Source organism: Paractinoplanes pyxinae (genome assembly GCF_026626335.1).
GTDB lineage: Bacteria > Actinomycetota > Actinomycetes > Mycobacteriales > Micromonosporaceae > Actinoplanes > Actinoplanes pyxinae.
Window position 1 is genome coordinate 63,091 of the sequence record NZ_JAPNTZ010000027.1, and the last position, 18,405, is coordinate 81,495.

19 protein-coding genes are annotated in these 18,405 nt (G+C 71.5%); 12 read left to right on the plus strand and 7 right to left on the minus strand.

Annotated elements, in window-relative coordinates; all coding sequences use genetic code 11:
• The first annotated feature begins 75 nt into the window (after window positions 1-75).
• The gene (locus tag OWR29_RS46645) at window positions 76-1,059 is read left to right on the plus strand and encodes an ATP-binding cassette domain-containing protein (RefSeq protein ID WP_267570148.1); all 984 of its coding nucleotides are present in this window, start codon (window positions 76-78) and stop codon (window positions 1,057-1,059) included.
• Window positions 1,056-1,883 carry an ABC transporter permease gene (locus OWR29_RS46650; protein WP_267570149.1) on the plus strand — a complete coding sequence of 276 codons (828 nt, stop codon included), beginning with the start codon at window positions 1,056-1,058 and terminating at the stop codon, window positions 1,881-1,883. Before OWR29_RS46645 ends, OWR29_RS46650 begins: the two co-directional genes overlap by 4 nt.
• Here OWR29_RS46650 and OWR29_RS46655 read toward each other — a convergent pair.
• Complete coding sequence (locus tag OWR29_RS46655; RefSeq protein WP_267570150.1) at window positions 1,865-5,122, minus strand: ATP-binding protein; 3,258 nt, start codon at window positions 5,120-5,122, stop codon at window positions 1,865-1,867. The two genes, OWR29_RS46650 and OWR29_RS46655, sit on opposite strands and share 19 nt — an antisense overlap.
• Before the next feature lie 113 nt (window positions 5,123-5,235).
• On the opposite strand from OWR29_RS46655, the gene OWR29_RS46660 reads away from it, so the two are divergent.
• The 7 genes from OWR29_RS46660 (at window position 5,236) to OWR29_RS46690 (ending at window position 12,236) form a co-directional block, all read left to right on the plus strand.
• A complete protein-coding gene (locus OWR29_RS46660) occupies window positions 5,236-5,763 on the plus strand; it encodes a SigE family RNA polymerase sigma factor (protein WP_267570151.1) in 528 nt (175 codons plus the stop codon).
• Complete coding sequence (locus OWR29_RS46665) at window positions 5,756-7,027, plus strand: rod shape-determining protein MreC (RefSeq protein ID WP_267570152.1); 1,272 nt, start codon at window positions 5,756-5,758, stop codon at window positions 7,025-7,027. Before OWR29_RS46660 ends, OWR29_RS46665 begins: the two co-directional genes overlap by 8 nt.
• Window positions 7,028-7,097: 70 nt before the next feature.
• Window positions 7,098-8,093 carry a Bug family tripartite tricarboxylate transporter substrate binding protein gene (locus tag OWR29_RS46670; protein ID WP_267570153.1) on the plus strand — a complete coding sequence of 332 codons (996 nt, stop codon included), beginning with the start codon at window positions 7,098-7,100 and terminating at the stop codon, window positions 8,091-8,093.
• Complete coding sequence (locus tag OWR29_RS46675) at window positions 8,090-8,587, plus strand: tripartite tricarboxylate transporter TctB family protein (protein ID WP_267570154.1); 498 nt, start codon at window positions 8,090-8,092, stop codon at window positions 8,585-8,587. The genes OWR29_RS46670 and OWR29_RS46675 overlap by 4 nt, the downstream gene beginning before the upstream one ends.
• Before the next feature lies 1 nt (window position 8,588).
• On the plus strand, window positions 8,589-10,091 hold the full coding sequence (locus OWR29_RS46680; RefSeq protein ID WP_267570155.1) for a tripartite tricarboxylate transporter permease: 1,503 nt from the start codon (window positions 8,589-8,591) through the stop codon (window positions 10,089-10,091).
• Window positions 10,088-11,371, plus strand: a complete 1,284-nt coding sequence (locus OWR29_RS46685; RefSeq protein ID WP_267570156.1) for an SGNH/GDSL hydrolase family protein — start codon at window positions 10,088-10,090, stop codon at window positions 11,369-11,371. Before OWR29_RS46680 ends, OWR29_RS46685 begins: the two co-directional genes overlap by 4 nt.
• Before the next feature lie 49 nt (window positions 11,372-11,420).
• Window positions 11,421-12,236 carry an alpha/beta fold hydrolase gene (locus OWR29_RS46690; protein WP_267570157.1) on the plus strand — a complete coding sequence of 272 codons (816 nt, stop codon included), beginning with the start codon at window positions 11,421-11,423 and terminating at the stop codon, window positions 12,234-12,236.
• Here OWR29_RS46690 and OWR29_RS46695 read toward each other — a convergent pair.
• From OWR29_RS46695 to OWR29_RS46710, 4 genes are all read right to left on the minus strand, one after another.
• On the minus strand, window positions 12,201-13,034 hold the full coding sequence (locus tag OWR29_RS46695; protein WP_267570158.1) for an alpha/beta fold hydrolase: 834 nt from the start codon (window positions 13,032-13,034) through the stop codon (window positions 12,201-12,203). The two genes, OWR29_RS46690 and OWR29_RS46695, sit on opposite strands and share 36 nt — an antisense overlap.
• Before the next feature lie 43 nt (window positions 13,035-13,077).
• A complete protein-coding gene (locus OWR29_RS46700; protein ID WP_267570159.1) occupies window positions 13,078-13,659 on the minus strand; it encodes a dihydrofolate reductase family protein in 582 nt (193 codons plus the stop codon).
• A gap of 62 nt (window positions 13,660-13,721) precedes the next feature.
• Window positions 13,722-14,336 carry a tyrosine-protein phosphatase gene (locus OWR29_RS46705; protein ID WP_267570160.1) on the minus strand — a complete coding sequence of 205 codons (615 nt, stop codon included), beginning with the start codon at window positions 14,334-14,336 and terminating at the stop codon, window positions 13,722-13,724.
• 16 nt (window positions 14,337-14,352) lie between these two features.
• Window positions 14,353-15,174, minus strand: coding sequence for an enoyl-CoA hydratase/isomerase family protein (locus tag OWR29_RS46710; RefSeq protein WP_267570161.1), 822 nt, complete (start codon window positions 15,172-15,174; stop codon window positions 14,353-14,355).
• 52 nt (window positions 15,175-15,226) lie between these two features.
• Between OWR29_RS46710 and OWR29_RS46715 the strand changes: the two genes are divergently transcribed.
• Both OWR29_RS46715 and OWR29_RS46720 read left to right on the plus strand, forming a co-directional pair.
• Complete coding sequence (locus OWR29_RS46715; RefSeq protein WP_267570162.1) at window positions 15,227-15,403, plus strand: hypothetical protein; 177 nt, start codon at window positions 15,227-15,229, stop codon at window positions 15,401-15,403.
• 2 nt (window positions 15,404-15,405) lie between these two features.
• Complete coding sequence (locus tag OWR29_RS46720) at window positions 15,406-15,705, plus strand: hypothetical protein (RefSeq protein ID WP_267570163.1); 300 nt, start codon at window positions 15,406-15,408, stop codon at window positions 15,703-15,705.
• Here the strand turns inward: OWR29_RS46720 and OWR29_RS46725 are convergent, their stop codons facing one another.
• Entirely contained in the window at window positions 15,706-16,680 is a 975-nt protein-coding gene (locus OWR29_RS46725; RefSeq protein WP_267570164.1) for a toll/interleukin-1 receptor domain-containing protein, read from the minus strand.
• A gap of 65 nt (window positions 16,681-16,745) precedes the next feature.
• Between OWR29_RS46725 and OWR29_RS46730 the strand changes: the two genes are divergently transcribed.
• A complete protein-coding gene (locus OWR29_RS46730) occupies window positions 16,746-18,056 on the plus strand; it encodes a sensor histidine kinase (RefSeq protein ID WP_267570165.1) in 1,311 nt (436 codons plus the stop codon).
• Here OWR29_RS46730 and OWR29_RS46735 read toward each other — a convergent pair.
• On the minus strand, window positions 18,036-18,405 hold a 370-nt coding region (locus tag OWR29_RS46735), incomplete at its 5' end, for a DUF1990 family protein (protein WP_267570166.1). The genes OWR29_RS46730 and OWR29_RS46735 overlap by 21 nt on opposite strands.

An 18,405-nucleotide genomic window follows, 5' to 3' on the forward strand; every position in this document is an offset into this window, starting at 1 on the left:
TGTCAGACCCCCGCGCGAATCTTCTTCCCGAGAGCCGGCGCCACACGGCGCTGCTCGCGACGGGAGGAAAGTGACATGAGTGACCTCGTGGTGCGTGCGGAGGGACTCCGCAAGCGCTTCGGCAAGACACAGGCACTCGACGGGGTGGACCTCGCGATGCGCCGTGGCACCGTGCTCGGCGTGCTCGGGCCGAACGGCGCCGGCAAGACCACAGCCGTACGAGTTCTGGCCACCCTGCTGCGGCCGGACGAGGGCAGCGCCGAGGTGGCCGGCATCGACGTGCTCAAGGAGCCGGCCCGCGTGCGCCGCCGGATCGGCCTCACCGGCCAGTACGCCAGCGTCGACGAGGACCTGACCGGCACCCAGAACCTGGTGCTGATCGGCCAGCTGCTCGACCTGACGACCCGCGACGCCAAGAAGCGCGCGGCCGAGCTGCTCGAGTGGTTCGACCTCACCGAGGCGGCGGGCCGGATGGCCAAGACCTACTCCGGCGGCATGCGGCGCCGGCTCGACCTGGCGGCCAGCCTGGTCGGCCACCCCGAGGTGATCTTCCTCGACGAGCCGACCACCGGCCTCGACCCGGCCAAGCGCGAGGACATGTGGGGCGTCGTGCGCACCCAGGTCACCCAGGGTTCGAGCGTCCTGCTGACCACGCAGTACCTGGAGGAGGCGGACGCCCTGGCCGACGAGATCGTGGTGATCAACCACGGCAAGGTGATCGCCCACGACACTCCGGACGGGCTCAAGCGCCGCGTCGGCGGCCTCACCCTGAGCGTGCGCCCGGCCGACCCGGCCAAGGTGCCGGAGACGCTTCGCGTGCTCGACGCGGTGGCCGCCCCCGGCACCAATGCCTCGGCCGAGACCGCTGCGGGCGCCCGTCCCGGCGCGGTCAGCGTGCCCGTGACCAGCGACCTGGCGCTCGACGAGGCCGTGCCGGCCCTGCGCCGCGCCGGTGTCGAGGTCGTCGACTTCGGCCTGCACCTGCCCAGCCTCGACGAGGTGTTCCACGCCCTCACCGAAGGCGCCCCCGAGACCCAGAAGGAGAACGAGCTCGTATGACCACCCTCGACGTCCCCACCCGCGGCTTCACCGGCGACATCGACCGTCCACGCGGCGGCGCGCTAGCTGCGTTAGTGCGCCACAGTGTGGCGCTGGCCCGGCGAAGTCTGATCAAGACCATCCGTACGCCGGAAGCCCTCATCGACGTGACCGTGCAGCCGGTCATCTTCCTGCTGCTGTTCACCTATCTGTTCGGCGGGGCCATCGGCGCCGGTGACCGCGGCGCCTACCTGCAGTTCCTGCTGCCGGGTCTGCTGGCCCAGTCGCTGGCGCTGGGCGGCATCGCGCTCGGCCAGAACCTGAACGCCGACATCGAGAAGGGCGTGTTCGACCGCTTCCGCTCGCTGCCCGTGGCCCGGTCGGCGCCGCTGGTCGGCGCGGTCTCGGCCGACGTCGTGCGCTATCTGACCGTGTGCGTGTTCATGCTGGGCTTCGGCACGCTGATGGGCTTCCGGGTCGAGACCGGCTTCGTGCCGGCGGTGGCCGCGGTCGCGCTGTCCATCGGGTTCGGGCTGTGCTTCTGCTGGATCTCGGTGTGGGTCGGCATGCTCGTGCGCACCCCGGGCGCCGTCCAGGGCGTGATGTTCCTGCTGATCTTCCCGCTCTCGTTCGGCAGCAACGTGTTCGTGCAGACCAACACGCTGCCGGGCTGGCTGCAGGCGTTCGTCCACGTCAACCCGATCACCCCGCTGGTCTCGACGATCCGCGGACTGCTGGTCGGCGGCCCGGTGGCGCACAACCTGACGATCACCCTGGCCTGGATGGCCGGCCTGCTGGTGGTCTTCGTGCCGCTGGCCCTGCGCGCCTACGCGCGGCGGGCCTGAATCTCGCGGCCCAGGAAGGCCGGATCGACCTGGACGGCAGCGGTCTGGCCGTCCAGGTTGAAACCTTTCCCGTACGCGTCGGAGAAGCCCGCCTCGCCCAGGGCCGCCTGGGCCCGTGTGCTCAGGGCCCGCACCTGCGGGTCGCCGTGGTCGTGGCTGCCGCGCAGCCGGGCTGCGGCGCCGAGCAGCCGGGCCGCCTCCCGCGGGCTGCCCTGGCGCTCGGCGAGGCCGGCCGCGGTCACCGCCACGAGAGCCAGAATCGGCTTGTCCCGGCTCTCCACGGCGGCCGTGTAGGCGCCGGCGAGGGCCCGGTGCGCGCCGGCCAGGTCGCCCAGGGCCAGGTTGAGCGACGCCCGCACGCTGCCGGCGATGGCCCGGCCGTGGTCGCCGGCGAACAGCGGGTCGGCCGCCATCTCGGCCTCGGCCAGGTCGATGAGCACGCGGGCCCGCTCCAGGTCGCCGTGGCGCACCCAGATGCCGCTCTCCAGCGCGTTGAGCAGCACCAGCATCTCCGGCGCGGCGCCCTGCTGAGCCCTCTCCCGCAGCGAGACGAGCATGGCGATGGCCTGCTCGTCGTTGCCCTGGCGCATCTGCAGGTCGATCCAGCGCAGGTCGATGAACAGCTCGTCGTTGATGCTGAGCGACCCGAACTGGCGGGCCAGCGAGCGGGCCCGGTTGAGGTCGGCCAGCGCGCCCTCCGGGTCGCCGTCGTACTGCCGCAGCAGGGCCCGCATGGGCAGCGAGGTCGCCTGCCCCCAGCGGTCGCCGACGCTCACGAAACACTTCAGCGCGGCGGTCAGATGGACGGCCATCTGCTCGACGTCGCCCTCGTTCTCGGCGAACTGGGCCCGGAAAAGCTGGGCCAGCCCGGCCAGCCAGACGTCGTCGCCCGTGGTCAGCCGGTTGATGACGGCCATCGACGCCTCGTCCTCCTGCAGGAAGAACAGGGCCAGCGCGGTCAGCGCGCCGGCCAGGCCGGGCAGCGCGGGGTAGGCGAGCAGGCGGTCGGCCAGGGCGCGCAGCTCCGCCTCGCTCTTCTCGACCGCCTCCGGCGTCATGGAGGAACGCGCGCCGACCCGGTTGAGCAGCAGCACCGCTTCGGCGCAGTCGCGGGCCAGCGAGGGACCGCTCGCGGGCGCGGCCAGGGCTTCGGCGAGCCAGTAGGTGGCGTCGGTGTGCCGGCCGAACATCTGCCAGTACCAGGCCAGGTTCATGGCCAGGGCGACCGCGCCGGCGCCGTTGCCGATGTCGCACAGGTGGCGCAGGGCGGCGAGCACGTTGTCGTACTCGGCATTCAATTCGCGCAGGGCGTCGATCTGGCGGTGGTCGCGCAGCTCGGGCTCGAGGCGGGCGGTGAGGGCGGCGAGGTGGTGCGCGGCCATTCCCCGTACGGCGGTCAGCCGGCCCGCCTCGGCCAGCCGCTCGATCCCGTACTCGCGAAGGGTTTCCAGCATCCGGTAGCGGCCGGGCTCCGGTGCGAGCTGCAGCAACGACTTGTCGACCAGCGCGCCGAGCAGTTCCGGAATCTCGGCCGGGGAGACGGACGTGCCGGCGCAGACCGCGGCCGCCGTCGCCGCGGTGACCCCGCCGGGCAGCACGGAGACGCGCTCGGCCACCGTGCGTTCGTCGTCGCTCAGCAGCTCCCAGCTCCAGGCGATGACCGCGCGCAGCGTGCGGTGGCGTGGGCTGGCCGTGCGGCTTCCGGTGGTGAGCAGGCGGAACCGGTCGGAGAGGCCGGCCGTCAGCTCGGCCAGCGAGAGCGTACGCAGGCGGGCCGCGGCCAGCTCCAGGGCCAGCGGCATGCCGTCGAGCGCCCGGACGATCCGGGTCACGTCGCCGAGGGTGGTCTCGTCGACGTCGAATCCGGGGCGAACGGCTGCGGCCCGCTCGACGAAAAGGTGAATTGACGCCGTACGCCGAACTTGCGCGAGATCGTCGCCGGGCGCAGGCAGAGTCAACGGCCCGAGCGGAACCAGCGCCTCCCCGTCGACGGCCAGCGGCTCACGACTGGTGGCCAGCACGCGCAGCCCCGGGCACCGCGGCAGCAGCGCGGCGAGCAGATGGGCCACGGCGTCGATCAGATGCTCGCAGTTGTCCGCGATGAGCAGGCACTCCCGGCCGCCCAGCTGCTCGACCAGCACGTCCAGCTCCTCGCCGAACGCCTGCAGACGGGCCGACGGCTCGAACAGCGCCGACCCGCGCAGCCCGGCCGCGGTGAGCAGGGCCGCGCCGACCTTGGCGGGCTCGGTGACCGCGGCCAGATCGATCAGCCAGGTGCCGTCCCGGTACTCGTGCCGGCGGCGCCGCCCGGCCTCGATCGACAGCCGCGTCTTACCGGCTCCGCCCGGCCCGACGATGGTGACGAGCCGCCCGGCCGCGAGCAGCGTGTCGATCCGGGCCAGGTCGTCGTCCCGCCCGACGAAACTGGTGAGCGGCGCGGGCAGATTGCTCGGCGGGCGGCCCGGCGCGGCCGGCGTCGGCGCGGTCGCGGCGGGGGAGCGCAGGAGGCGCAGATGGCGTTCGCTCAAGGCCGTCCCGGGGTCGACGCCGAGCCGGTCGGCCAGGACCTCCCGGGTCGACTCGTAGACGCCCAGCGCCTCGGCCTGCCGCCCCTGGGCCGCGAGCGCGTCCATCAGCAGGGCCGCGGCCCGCTCGTCGACCGGTTCCTCGGCGAGCAACGCCGTGAGCCGGGCCCCCGCGTCGGCCGCCCGGCCCAGCGCGAGTTCGGCCTCGGCCAGGTCGGCCACCGCCTCCAGCCAGGTGTTCCGGAGCCTGGTCGCGGCGGTCGGCGCCACCGCGGCCACGGCCACCGGCTCGGCCCAAAGACCGACTGCCTCGCTCAGCAGCTTGGCCGCCGTCGCCGGGTCGCCCGCCTGCAGCCGGTGGCGCCCCCAGGCGGCCAGCCGTTCGAAGCGCAGCGAGTCGACGTCGTTCTCGGCCACCTCGAGCCGGTAGCCGCCCTCGACCTGCGCCACCGCGCCGCCCGACCCGAGCATCTTGCGCAGCCGCGACACCAGCGACTGCAGCGCGTTCCCCGGCTCACCCGGACGCCCGTCGGCCCATACCGCGTCGACCAGGCTCGCCGAGTCGACCACCCGCCCACCCGCCAGCGCGAGCCGCACCAGCAGCGCCCTTACGCGCGCACCAGGAACGGCGACCACGGCCCCGCCGCAGCTCACCTCGAAGGCCCCCAGCAGCGTCACCCGCAGCCGCGACGCCGAGTCCCCGTCCCCGCCCACACCCCCGATCCTGCCGCGCCCACGCCACCGAACCCAAACCGGCCCCTCAGCCATCGGCATAAATTCGCCCGCCGCGGCAACCTTCGTCCGATCCCGGGGCGTATGTACTTCCCGTGAGAAAGAGATCAAGCGCGGACGAGGAGGTGACGGCCTTCGTGCGGGCCCGCTACGGCCCGCTGCTGCGCACGGCCTATCTGCTCTGCGGCGACCGCGGCCGAGCGGAGGACCTGGTCCAGGCGACGCTGGCCAAGACGGTGGTGGCCTGGCCCCGGCTGCAGCGCTCGGAGAACGTCGACCACTACGTGCGCCGGATCTTGATCAACACGTTCGTGAGCTGGCGGCGGCGCCGCTCGTGGTGGGAGCAGCCCCTGGGCCGGCTGATCGAGGGCCCGGCCCCGGACGAGTACGCGGCGGTGGACCAGCGCGACTGGCTGCGCCGGGCGCTGGACGCGTTGCCGGCCCGGCAGCGCGCGGCGGTCGTGCTCCGCTTCTACGAGGACCTGTCGGAGCAGGACGCGGCCAGAGTTCTGGGCTGCTCGGTGGGCACGGTCAAGAGTCTTTCCTCCCGCGGCCTGCAAACCCTGCGCAGGCAGTGGGTCGAGCCCGGCGCGGCGGCCGAGAACGAGGTGCGCTATGCCTAGTCCCACCGAGTTGCACGACAGTCTGGCCGAGTTGGCCGAGCCGGTGCGGCCCACCGACGGCTACGAGGGCCAGGTTCTGCGGCGAGCACGCCGGCTGCGGGCCCGGCGGCGGTTCGCGGGAGCGGCGGCGGCCGCAGTGTGCCTGGCGCTCGTCGTGACGACCCTCCGGCTGGTCGCTTTCGGCCCGGCACCGCAACTGACGGCGTCACCGCCGGACGGCCCTTTCCTGGGCTGGCCCGCCGTGGGCGAGGTGGATGCCGATCTGCTGCGGGAGGCGACCGGCGTCTGGAACTCGGCCGGGCCGCACACCGCCGTCCGAGCCTTGGTCGCGGCCCGTGATCAGCTGCTGCACTCGGTCGTCGTTCTGCAGGGCTACGACCAGCGGAACTCGCCGCGGCTGGCCTTCTTCACGAGCGACCGGACCGCCGGCGACGCCCTGCGGCTGCGGGTCGACCGGCCGGCGCCCGACCCGGTCACGACCCGGGTGGTCAGCCTGGTCAGCCCGCGGCTGACCGGGCCGGCGGGCCGGGCGGGCGACGGCTTCTGGGACACCTACGCCATCGCCGTCGCCATGCCGGGCGTCTCGACCGTCCGCGTGTCGACGACCACTGTCGACGACGAGATGCGCGGCGACCCCGACCGGGCCAAGGGGCGTTTCGTCGTCGAGGCGGCCCCGGGCGCGACCGCCGAGACGACCACCGTCACCGGTCTGGTCCGGCCGGCGAAACTCTTCGCCCGGTGGCGTACGGCGTTCGCCGTGCCCGGCGATGGCGGCGCGGACGGCGACGCTCGAGGCGTACGGGGGAAAGTGGTTCGTCGCAGCGGCGACCAGATTGTCGTGGCAATCCCGGGAGCCCAAGCGGTACGGCCGGGACAGCTCGCTGTTGTGGCCGACGGTCTGGTCGGACGGGTGTCCGAAGTCGGCCGCGGCGAGGCCACCATCGCCCTGATCACCAGCGCCGGCTTCACGATCCCGGCCCACACCAACATCAGCAATGTGCCCGGGTCCGTCCGGGGCGCCGGCGGAAAGCTGGTCATGGAGCGCATCCCGGCCGGCGACAAGATGGAGATCTACGAAGGCAATCGGGTTGTCGTCTCAGATCCGGCGCAGCGGGACGACCACCTCGGCGCCGTCACCGTCGGGCGGGCCGCGGCCACCAAGGCGACCGGGGCGGACTCCGTGGAGCTGACGCCGGCCGCGGACCTCGCCCGGTTGCGTGAAGTGTCGATCATGACGCCGTTCGACGGGCGAAGTGGCGATTGACTAAAAGATCCAGGTAGCTGAATCTATGGGGAGTGTCGGGCGGAACGTCACGAAAGCGTGGTGAGGACCGATGCGGTACTCCTGGCGACCGGCCGCCGCGGGGCCCTTCGTGGCTGCCGGGGTGGCGACGCTGCTGCTCATCGCCTCGCTGGTGTGGGGCGGGGACGACGACGCGGGCTTCCTGAACGGGCGGCAGCTGCGGCTGATGGCCCCGGCTGCCCCGGGTGGCGGCTGGGATCAGACGGCCCGCGAGATGCAGGCGGCCCTGCGCACCGAGGCCGGCCGCACCGAGGTCTACAACGTGGCCGGGGCCGGTGGCACGATCGGGCTCAGCCAGTTCGTCAGCCACGAGGGCGACCCGACCCAGCTCATGGTCATGGGCCTGGTCATGGTGGGCGCGATCGAGAGCAACGACTCGCCGGTGGCCCTCGACCGGACGACGCCGCTGGCCCGGCTGCTCACCGACTACGAGGTGATCGTGGTGCCGGCCGATTCGCCCGTGAAGAACATGGCCGACCTGGTGAACGCCATGAAGGACGACGTCGGCAAGGTGAGCTGGGCCGGTGGCTCGGCCGGCGGCATCGAGCAGATCCTGGCCGGGCTGGTGGCCGACGCGGTCGGCGCGGATCCGGCCGAGGTCAATTACGTGGCCCACTCCGGCGGCGGCGAGGCGCTGTCCACGCTGCTCTCCGGGCGCGCGACCGCCGGCGTCTCCGGTGTCTCGGAGCTGGAGGGCCAGATCAAGGCGGGCACCATCCGCCCGGTCGCCGTCTCGAGCCCGCAGCGGCTGCCCACCCTGCCCGACGTGCCCACCCTCAAGGAGCAGGGGGTCGACGTGGAGCTTGCGAACTGGCGTGGGGTGGTCGCGCCGCCCGGCATCAGCGCCGCCGACGAGCGGCAGCTCGAAGACCTTCTGGTACGCATGACCCGTACCGAGGCCTGGAAGGAAACCCTGCAACGGCGGGGCTGGCTCGACGCCACCATGACCGGCGACCAGTTCGAGCAGTACATCGCGGGCGAGCGCCGAACGGTGACGGACGTGCTGGTCAAGATGGGTCTGGCATGACCGACATCGAGGAGGGCCGCCCGCTCCCGGAGACTCCCGAGCTGGCGCACCGCGAGGCCCGGGCGGCCGGTGCGCTCGGCGTCCTGATGGTTCTGGCCGGGATCGTCGTGCTGATCGATGCGGCCCGCCTGCGGGATTCCGACGAGACGCTGGGGCCGGCCGCCGCCCCGACGCTGCTCGGCATCCTGCTGGCGGTCATCGGTGGCGCTCTGGCCTTTCAGTCACGCCACTTCCTGCGTACGGCGCAGGGTCCGAAACGGAATCTGTGGCGCCTGGCCGCGCTGGTGGTCGTGCTGATCGCCTTCGCCCTGCTGCTGCCGATTATGGGGTACGTCGTGAGTAGCGCCGGCTTGTTCGTCGGGGCCGCACTGCTTCTGGGGGCGCCGCATCCGGCCCGCGTGCTCGCATACGGCTGGACGTTGGCGATCGTCGTGTTCCTGGTGTTCGACGTGCTGATCGGGCTCTCGCTGCCCACCGGGCCGTGGGGGTTCTGACGTGGGAGACCTGCTCAGCGGTTTCGCGGACGCGCTCACCCCGGGCAACCTGTTGTGGGCGTTCATCGGGGTGACCATCGGCACCGCCGTCGGCGTCCTGCCCGGCATCGGCCCCGCGCTGACGGTGGCACTGCTGCTGCCCGTCACGTTCCGGCTCGAGCCCGCGGCCGCGCTCATCATGTTCGCCGGCATCTACTACGGCGGCATGTACGGCGGTTCGACGACCTCGATCCTGCTCAACACTCCCGGCGAGAGCGCGTCGGTGGCCACCGCGCTCGAAGGCAACAAAATGGCTCGAGCCGGCCGGGGCGCGGCCGCGCTCGCCACGGCCGCGATCGGCAGTTTCGTGGCGGGGACGATCGGCACCATCGCGCTTTCGGCCGCCGCGCCGCTGGTGGCCGACATCGCGATCCACTTCGGACCACCGGAATACGTGGCCCTGATGGCGGTCGCCTTCGTGACGGTCAGCGCCCTGCTCGGCCCGAGCCTGCTCAAGGGCGCGGCCGGCCTGGTCATCGGGGCCACCATCGGCCTGGTCGGCATCGACACCCAGACCGGCCAGGCCCGGCTCGCGTTCGGCCTGCCCTCGCTGTTCGACGGCATCGACGTGGTGATCGTGGTGGTGGCGCTGTTCGCGCTGGGCGAGACGTTCGCGCACCTGCTGGCCGGCACCGGCGACAGCCGCGTGGAACCGTTGCGGGGCCAGCCGATGCTCTCCCGCGACGACTTCCGCCGGTCGTGGCCGGCCTGGCTGCGCGGCACCGCTCTCGGGTTCCCGATCGGCAGCCTGCCCGCGGGTGGCGCCGACGTGCCCACGTTCCTCAGCTACAGCATCGAGAAGCGGCTCTCCAAGCGTCCCGAGCAGTTCGGGCGGGGCGCGATCGAGGGCGTGGCCGGGCCCGAGGCGGCCAACAACGCGGCGGCGGCCGGCGTTCTGGTGCCGCTGCTGACGATCGGGCTGCCCACCTCGGCCACGGCGGCCGTCATCCTGACCGCGTTCCAGTCGTACGGGTTGCAGCCCGGCCCGCAGCTGTTCAGCGAGTCCGGCGATCTGGTGTGGGCGCTGATCGCGAGCCTCTACATCGGCAACGTGCTGCTGCTCGTGCTGAACCTGCCGCTGGCCAAGGTCTGGGTGCGGCTGCTGGCCATCCCGGCGTACGGGATCTATGCCGGTGTTCTGGTCTTCGCGTGCCTGGGCGCCTTCGCGGCCGGCGGGACGATCGCCGACCTGATCGTGCTCACGGTGCTCGGGTTGGTCGGCCTGCTCATGCGAGAAGCCGGGGTGCCGGTGGCGCCGGCCGTCGTGGGCCTCATCCTGGCGCCGCTGGCCGAGCAGCAGCTGCGGCGGGCGCTGGCGCTCTCCGAGGGCGACTGGTCGACGCTGGTCTCGTCGCCGCTGACCGTGATCCTGTGGGCCGTCGTGCTGCTCGCGCTCGTCGCACCCCCTTTGTTCGCACGTGTGAAGAAACATCGCCGACACATTGACGAGGTCCGAACTGGATGATCGGATCGGGGTTCCCCCCTCGTTCCGTGGAGGCCGCCTTGTCCCTGTGGCGTCGACTCGCCGTGCCCGTCGTTCTCGCCCTGACCGCCCTCACCGCCACCGCCGTCCCGGCTCAGGCCGCCCTGCCCACCGCCGCCGTCGCGCTCGGCGACAGCTTCATCAGCGGCGAGGGCGCCGGCGCCTATCAGCCTGTCACCGACGTGAACGGGCAGGCCCAGGCCTTCCCGGGCTGGTCGGCGGCCAACAGCAACGCCTTCTTCTGCCACCGCTCGGCCAACGCGTCGCTGCTGCGGGCATCCCTGCCCGGCATCCAGGACAGGTTCAATCTGGCCTGCTCGGGCGGGCAGCCGGCGGACATCGTCAACGCGTCGAACGCCCGCGAGAAGGGCCGCACGGTCGCCTCGCAGCTCGACCAGTTGCGCGCGGTGGGCCGCACGCACGACATCGACCTGGTGCTGATCGGGCTGGGCTCCAACAACAGCCAGTTCACATTTGGCGATGTGGCCGTGAAGTGTGCCAACCAGTTCGTGGCCGACGCCTGGACGGGGTGGTGGGAGTTCTGGGCCTACATCGGCGGGCCGGTTCCGCAGGCCCCGTGCGCCGCCGGCGATCTGGCCACCGCCGCCCAACTGAGCGCCGCCCAGACCGAGACGCTTTCCGCCGTACGGGAAATTCTGCGAACGCTCGACCAGATCGACGCCGACGGCGTGCACCGCGTGGTCTTCCAGGACTACACGAATCCGCTGCCGACCGACCTCGAGAGCAGCCTCTGGGAAGAGGACGGGCGCGCCGACGACCGCGACAAGTTCCGGGCGCTCGGGGCCGAACGCTATCGGGCCGGCTGCCCGATCCACCGGGCCAGCCTCGCCGCCGGCCACCTGTTCTCGGCCAGGCTCGGCACGCTCGTCTCGGGAGTGCACGCGTCGCTGCGATCCGAGTTCCCGAACGACGATCTGGTGTATCTGAACGTGCAGCGCGCCTTCGACGGCGCCCGGCTCTGCGAGCGCACGGGCAGCCCCGGCAACGCCCTGGCCACCCCGATCCGCCTGCAGGACGGCCCGACCGGAACCTTCCTGACCGACCTGTCCGGCTACGACAAGATCGCCATCCAGCGCATCGCCAACTCGTGCGTGACGTACTTCCAGACCTGCCAGGAGTCGTGGCACCCCAACGCGGCCGGCCACGGCGTGCTGGCCCAGTGCCTGGCCGGCGCGGCCGTCACCGCCTCCCGTTCGGTGCAGTGCGTTCGCTCGTCCAGCGGCGCGATAACGATCAGCTGACCGGTGTAACCCGGTCGCGGCCGCCCCGCGACCGGGCTACCTTCTGCGCGTGACCTTCGTACCCTCCGGGCCGCTGCGGCTGTGGACCGAGCGCACCGGCGACCCCTCCGCCCCCGCGGTGCTGCTGATCGCGGGCTCCTCGGCCCAGGGCCTCACCATGCCCGACGCGCTGGTGGCGCGCCTGGTCGACCGGGGTGCGCAGGTGATCCGCTACGACCATCGCGACACCGGGCGGTCCAGTTCCGTGGACTACGACCGGCATCCGTACGGGCTGACCGAGCTGGCCGGCGACGCGGTGGCCGTGCTCGACGCGTACGGGGTGGAATCGGCCCACATCGTCGGGGGCTCGATGGGCGGGATGCTCGCGCAGTGGCTCGGGGTGCACGAGCCGTCCCGGGTCCGCACGCTGACCCTGCTCTCGACCAGCCCGATGGGCCACGACCCGGCCTCGGGCGAGCTGCCGCCGTCGTCTCTGAAGCACGAGGGCGGCCCGCCGGGCGTCGAATCCGATGTGGCCCTCTTCCGGGCTATGAACGGCGGGGTCCGTACGTTCGACGAGCCGGCCACCCGGGCGATGCTGGAACGATGCTGGGCCCGGGCCGCCGATCCGTCCGCCGCCGCCAACCACCGCCGGCTCATCGAGCGGATGTCCCCGGATCTGCTCGTGCCACTGTCGAAGATCACCGCCCCGACGGTGGTCGTCCACGGCGACGTGGACCCGATCTACGCACTGGCCCACGCCGAGGCGCTGGTCGCTGCCATCCCCGGCGCCCGTCTCGAGGTCGTGCCGGGCATGGGCCACGTCTACCTTTCGCCGGGCGTGCCCGAGCTACTGGCCGACCTGGTCCCGTTGAACGCCGCCTGACCACGCCAAGGTCTCCCGCCAGTCCGCGGGGGAGGGGGTGTGGCCCGCGTCCTCGCTGATCCGTACCTCGGCGTTGGGCAGCTGAGCCGCGACCAGTGGCGCGTCCGGCACCGCCCGGCCCGGATCCTTGCGGCCGGCCCAGATCAGCACCCGGCCGGGCACGTCCCGCAGCCGGAAGCCCCACGGGTGCACGTCGGTGGCGAGCCAGTCGCCGATGAGCCCGGCCGCGTTCTGCCGGGCGCCCTCGCGCTGGGCCTCCTCGGCGGGCCGCAGCCACGGGTCGGTGCCCGCGGCGAGTGATCGCCGATGCTGCTGCAGGGGATCCTCGGCGTACCACTGGGCCGCCTCGGTGACGTGGCGGCGGCCGGCGCCGGGCAGGTAGCGCATCTTCCACGTCTGCCACAACTCCCGGCCGCGGACTGTGCCCAGCTCCCGGTACGGCCCGGTCAGCGCGACCGCGGCCACGCCGGTGAGTCGCGACGCCAGGCGGACCCCGCAGGCCAGCGCGTACGGCGCCCCGCCGGAGAACCCGGTGACCCCGAAGCGTTCGATGCCCAGCGCGGTCGTCAGCGCGCCGACGTCGTCGGCCACACCGAGCAGGCTGGATCGTTCCACCGGATCGGATCGGCCGTAGCCGGGCCGGTCCATGGTGATCAGGCGGATGCCGCCGAGCGCGCTGTCGTCCGGCCGGCTCAGCCGCGACCCCGGTGTGCCGTGCAGGAAGACCACCGGCAACCCGGCCGGATCGCCGAACTCCTCCCAGCTCAGAACCCGTCCACCCGGCACCACCAGATCCATGCCCGACCCGCCTCCACGCTAGCATCCATTGACGCCAGTCAATCTAGTGGAGAGTCGGGCGGTAGACGAGTTCCTGGGTGCGGCCGTCGAGCGTGCGGCTCTCGAGCAGGTCGAGGTCGAAGTCGGCGGCGCCCCCGAAGATCGGGTCGGTGCCGGTCTTGCCGCTGATGACCGGAAAGACGGTCACCTGAATGAAATCGACCAGGCCGGCCGCCATCAGGGCCCGGTTCAGTGTGAGGCTGCCGTGCGAGCGCAGGGGCACGTCCGACTCCTTCTTGAGCCGCGCGACGATCTCGACGGCGTCACCACTGGCGATCGTGGCGTCCGGCCAGTCGACGTTGTCCTCGAGCGTCTTCGACACGACCGTCGTCGGCAGATACTTCATCCGGGTGTTGATGGGGTCGTCGGCGAGGGATTCCTCGGTGAGCCCGCCCAGGAAGTGAAGGAAAGTCCGGAACGTGTTCGCTCCCAGGATCAGGCGCTGAGGCTCGCTGTACTGGGCGAGGCGGCGCTCCAGGAACTCCGGGCCCTGCTTGCCCCAGAAGCCGCCCCAGTCGCCGTCCTCGTTGTACGAGCCGAAGCCGTCGAGCGTGCAGAACACGTCGAACGTGTAGGTCGCGGTCATGATGGCCTCCCTGATCGGTTGTCTGACAGTCCAACGAACGACCTGGGCCGTTCCCGACAGCCTCAGGTGAGCCGGCTGCGGATCGCCGTGAGATGGGCCTGTGCCAGGCCCGAACCGATCAGGTACTCCTCGGCGCCGCCGTATTTCGCGTCGAGGTGAGCGAGCGTGTTGGCCATCGTCGCCGCCGGGCTGGCCTCGGTGAGCGCGTAGTCGCCGGCGACGGCCTCGGCCGGTACGCCCGCCAGGCGCAGCGCCAGGGCCACGACCACGCCGGTGCGGTCGCGCCCGCCGTGACAGTGCACGACGACGCCGCCCGGCGGGGCCTCGGCGATCGCGGTGAGGGCGGCGGCCATGCGCTCCCGGCTCGCGTCCAGCATGAGCCGGTAGCTGTCGGCCGGGATGTCCTCGTCGCCGGTCAGGTCGAAACAGGCCGGCACCAGGCGGTAGCGCTCGTCGCCGGCCAACGGGCTCGGGTACCGCGCCGCCTCCCACTCCCAGCGCAGGTCGACCACCCGGCTCACGCCGTAGGCCCGGACGGCGGCGATGCCGTCCGCGTCGAGCCGGCCGTGGTTGTCGGTGCGGATCAGCGCCCGCTCGCGGATCCGGCCGCCGCCGGCGGTGGCGAGGCCGCCCAGGTCGCGAGCGTTCCGCAGGTCGGGCCAGCGCAGTCGGGGCACGCCGTGAGATTACCGCTCATCGATTCGCGACGGCCGCGCCCAGGTGGGCCTCCACGCCGTCCGGCTGTTGCAGGCCCTGGTCGAACAGGGACTTCACGAACGGGCGGTGCTCGGGGCGGCCGGCGGTCGAGAAGTACGCCTTGAGGCCCGCTGCCAGCTCCTCGTCGGCGGGCAGGGTGGCCTCGTCGACCAGCGACTTGATGCCGGCCACGGCCACCCGGTCGAAGGCGGCGATCCGCCGGGCGAACCGGTCGGTGAATGCCTCGAGCTCGGCATCCGGCACGACCCGGTTCACGTACCCGTAATCGGCGGCCAGAGCAGCCACCAGATCGTCGCCGCCCAGCAAGATCTCGAGGGCGCGTCCGCGCCCGACCAGGCGGCCCAGCCGGGCCATCGCGCCGCCGCCGGGAACGGCACCCACCCCGACCTCGAACTGGCCCAGCACGGCCCGGTCGGATGCGAACCGGATGTCGGTGGCCAGGGCGAACTCGCTGCCGGCGCCCCGGGTGCGGCCGCGGATCTCGGCGATCGTGGCCACGGGCACCCGGCTCAGGCGGATGAAGTTGTCCACGTACGGATGCAAGCCGGTCGGACCCGGCCGCATCGCCGCCACCCGGGCGCCGTCGGAGAGGAAGTCCCAGTGCGCCATGAAATAGCCGGGTGTTTCGCTGCGGAACACCACGACCGTCAGATCCGGGTCTTTCTCGATGTCGCCGATGAGCGCGGCGAGCTGGTCGACGGTGTCCGGGTCCATCAGGTTCACCGGCCCGTTGGCGAAGGTGACACGCCAGTACGCAGGATTGACTTTGATCAAACTGAACTGTTGTGCTGCCGTCATACGAAGCAGCATCAACTCCGCACCGGCCGGCTCGCGCCCGTACGAATCACTGGTGAGCGCCGGGCCCGGGGTGGGAAAGGCGGTCGAGATCCGCGGTCTGGTGAAGACCTACGGCGAGTTCCTGTCGGTGGACGGGCTCGGCATGACCGTCCGGCGCGGCGCCTGCCACGGGGTAGTGTGCCCGAGCGGCGCCGGCCTCCTGCTCCGGGACCACCGAGAGTCGGCCTGACGATGACCGGCGACCAGGTGTTCCGCTCGCACGGCGACTTCCTCTGCGCAGGCGACCAGGAGGCCTTGGCATTCTGCGAGGAGATTGTCGACGTGATGATCGGTCGCTACAAAATCTCCCGCAGCGAGGCGGTGGCCTGCGTCAACCGCCAGTGGCCGGCCACCGACGCCTACTCCCGGATCGTGGGTTCGAGCATCGTCTACCACGAGGACGCCGACTTCTGGGCCGCCGACATCTACTACGGCGGCGACTCCCGCTGGTGGCGCCCCGACGCCGACCTGCGACCGCTGCCGCCGCCCTGACTATCGTGCGGGATGGTCGATCCACCATCGTTGTGTGTTGGCGATCTTTCCGCACTCGGTCATCGTCAGGACGCGCGGCGCGGGCCCGACGGTCGGCAGCGTGAGGCACTGCTGTTCTTTCACGCCGGTGTATCTGATCTCCCACGAGCTGGTCTTGCTGTCGCCTCGATCGATGTTGCTGAAGCGCCAGGTCGCGGCCGCCGCGCAGATCTCGGTTCCGACCAGTTCGCTGGTCAAGGCGACCAGGCAGCGATCCTCATCCTTGAACTTCAGTTTGTACGACACCGAGTCGCCGGACTTGATGGCGTTCACGTACTGGTTCGCGGCGTGAGTGCAGGGAAGCAGAACAATGGCTCCCTCGGCTCGGCGTTCGAAGGAGCGCGCTTCGACACAGGTATCGCCGTGGGCCTGAAGCTCACCGAGTTCAAACGGGATGTCGGGCGACGCCTCGGGATCATCCGGATTGAGCAGCACGACGGCGGTCGCGGTCGCTGCCACAACGCAGGTGGCAAGGCCGGCGATCCACCATCCTCGTCGCTTCCGCGACCGATGCGGCATAGTGGAGGGCGCTCGAGTCTGCGGGCGGCCGTCGCGGTCGGACCGGTTGGCTTCTATCGCGTTTCGCACCGCTGCCTCATCGGGAAGATGGCCGTCCCTGACGTCGATGTACTGGGTGCTGTCGAGCCTCCACCACATCTGACCGGAGCGCAGCAACGGCACGATGACCTTGCCCGTTCTCTCGGCGAGGGTGAGCTCGCGCGCGACCCAGTTCGAGGACTCCGTCTTTTCCGTCACCACGACCAGCATCGCGGCGCATTCGACGATTCTCTTCTCGAGCAATTGATCCCACCGGCTGCCGGCGGGAATCTCGTGGTCATACCAGACCTTGAGCCCACGATCGTTCAGATGCTCGGCCAGGTCGGCCGCATAGCGTTGATCAGCACGCGCATAACTCAGGAACACATGCTCGTCCACGCCCCCACCATAAGGAACGGGCCGGGATCCCCATCGGATTCGGCGTGCGATGCCGGCGTGCCATTATGGCGGGAAGTCGCCGGTGGGCGGCCGTGCCGCTGGAGTGGGTCGTGGGCATCGAGGCTGAGTTGCGGGCGGAGTTCGACCGCTGGGAGCGCAAAGAGACCGCCGCCCTGCGGGTTCTGCCGTATGTCTTGCTGGCGGTGTGCACCCTCGTGGCCTTGCTGCTGCCGTTGTGGGATGCCGAGCCGCATCTGGCGGTGATCCTGGGACTGTCGGCTGCGGCGGCCGTCTGGTTGCTGTGGTTCCACACCCTGCACCGGAACGCCGCCTTCATGGGCCTGTACTACGCGGTGCTCATGGTGCTGGCGGCCGGCCTGGTGGTGGTCGCTCCCTGGTACGGCTTGTTCGCCTTCATCGGCTACCCCCAGGCCTTCCACTACCTGCGGGGGCGCTGGCGCTATGCCGGCGCGGCCGCCACGTCGATGATCACGGCGGTGTCCTACCTGGGCGGGATCGCCACCATCAGAGACGGCTTCTGGTGGGCCTGGCTCGCCATCAGCCTGATCAGCACGGTGCTGGCCTGGGGATCGTCGTACCTGATCGACATGGCCGACCAGCGCAACGTACGCCAGAAGCAGGCGCTCGCCGAGCTGCACGAGGCCAACGCCAAGGTCGAGGCGGCGCTGGAGGAGAACGCCGGCCTGCACGCCCAGCTGCTGGTGCAGGCGCGGGAGGCCGGCGTGCTCGACGAACGCCAGCGGATGGCCCGCGAGATCCACGACACCCTGGCTCAGGGCCTCACCGGCATCCTCACCCAGCTCCAGGCCGCCCAGCAGACGCTTGAGGGCCCGCCGAGCACCCACCGCCACGTCACGAACGCGATCAACCTGGCCCGCGACAGCCTGACCGAGGCCCGCCGCACGGTCCACGCCGTCGAGCCCGACGCGCTGGCCAAGGCCCACCTCCCCGAGGCGATCACCGACGTGGCCCGCCGCTGGTCCCAGGTCTACGACATAGACGCGACGCTGACCGTCACCGGCGACCCTCGCCCCATGCACGCCGACGTCGAGGTAGCCCTGCTGCGAGCCGCCCAGGAGGCTTTGGCCAACGTGGCCAAACACGCCCAGGCCACCCGCGTGGCCCTGACCCTCTCGTACATGGAAGACCAACTGACTTTGGACGTACGAGACGACGGCATCGGCTTCGACCCGGACATCAGGCGCGCCCCCGGCTCCACCGACGGCGGCTTCGGCCTCACCGGCATGCGCCAGCGCGTCCAACGCCTGGCCGGCCACCTCGACATCGAGTCCGAGCCCGGCGCCGGCACCGCCATCTCAGCCTCGGTGCCCGCGCTACCGGCCCGCCCCGAATGACCGCAGATACCGCCGCCGATAGATCCGCTGAGCCACCAACAACACCGGAAACACCCAACGCCAGGCACCCCTGGCCGGCCGGGTCAGCGACCTGATAGTCAGCCACACCCGCCCATCCGCCGACCGATGGGCGATGAAGGCTTCCTCCCCACTGACCGGATGCCCGACCAGAGTCCCGTACGCGAACCCCCGCCGCCTTGACTCGTCCACCACCTCGACCACTCGAACCGGCTCAACAACCTTCACCGGCCCCACCTTGGCCGTGACCCGGAAGTCGTCCCCGCCGACCGCCTCCATCACGAACCCGCTGCGCGTCTTGACCTGCCAGTCGAGTACCCCGGCCCCGACC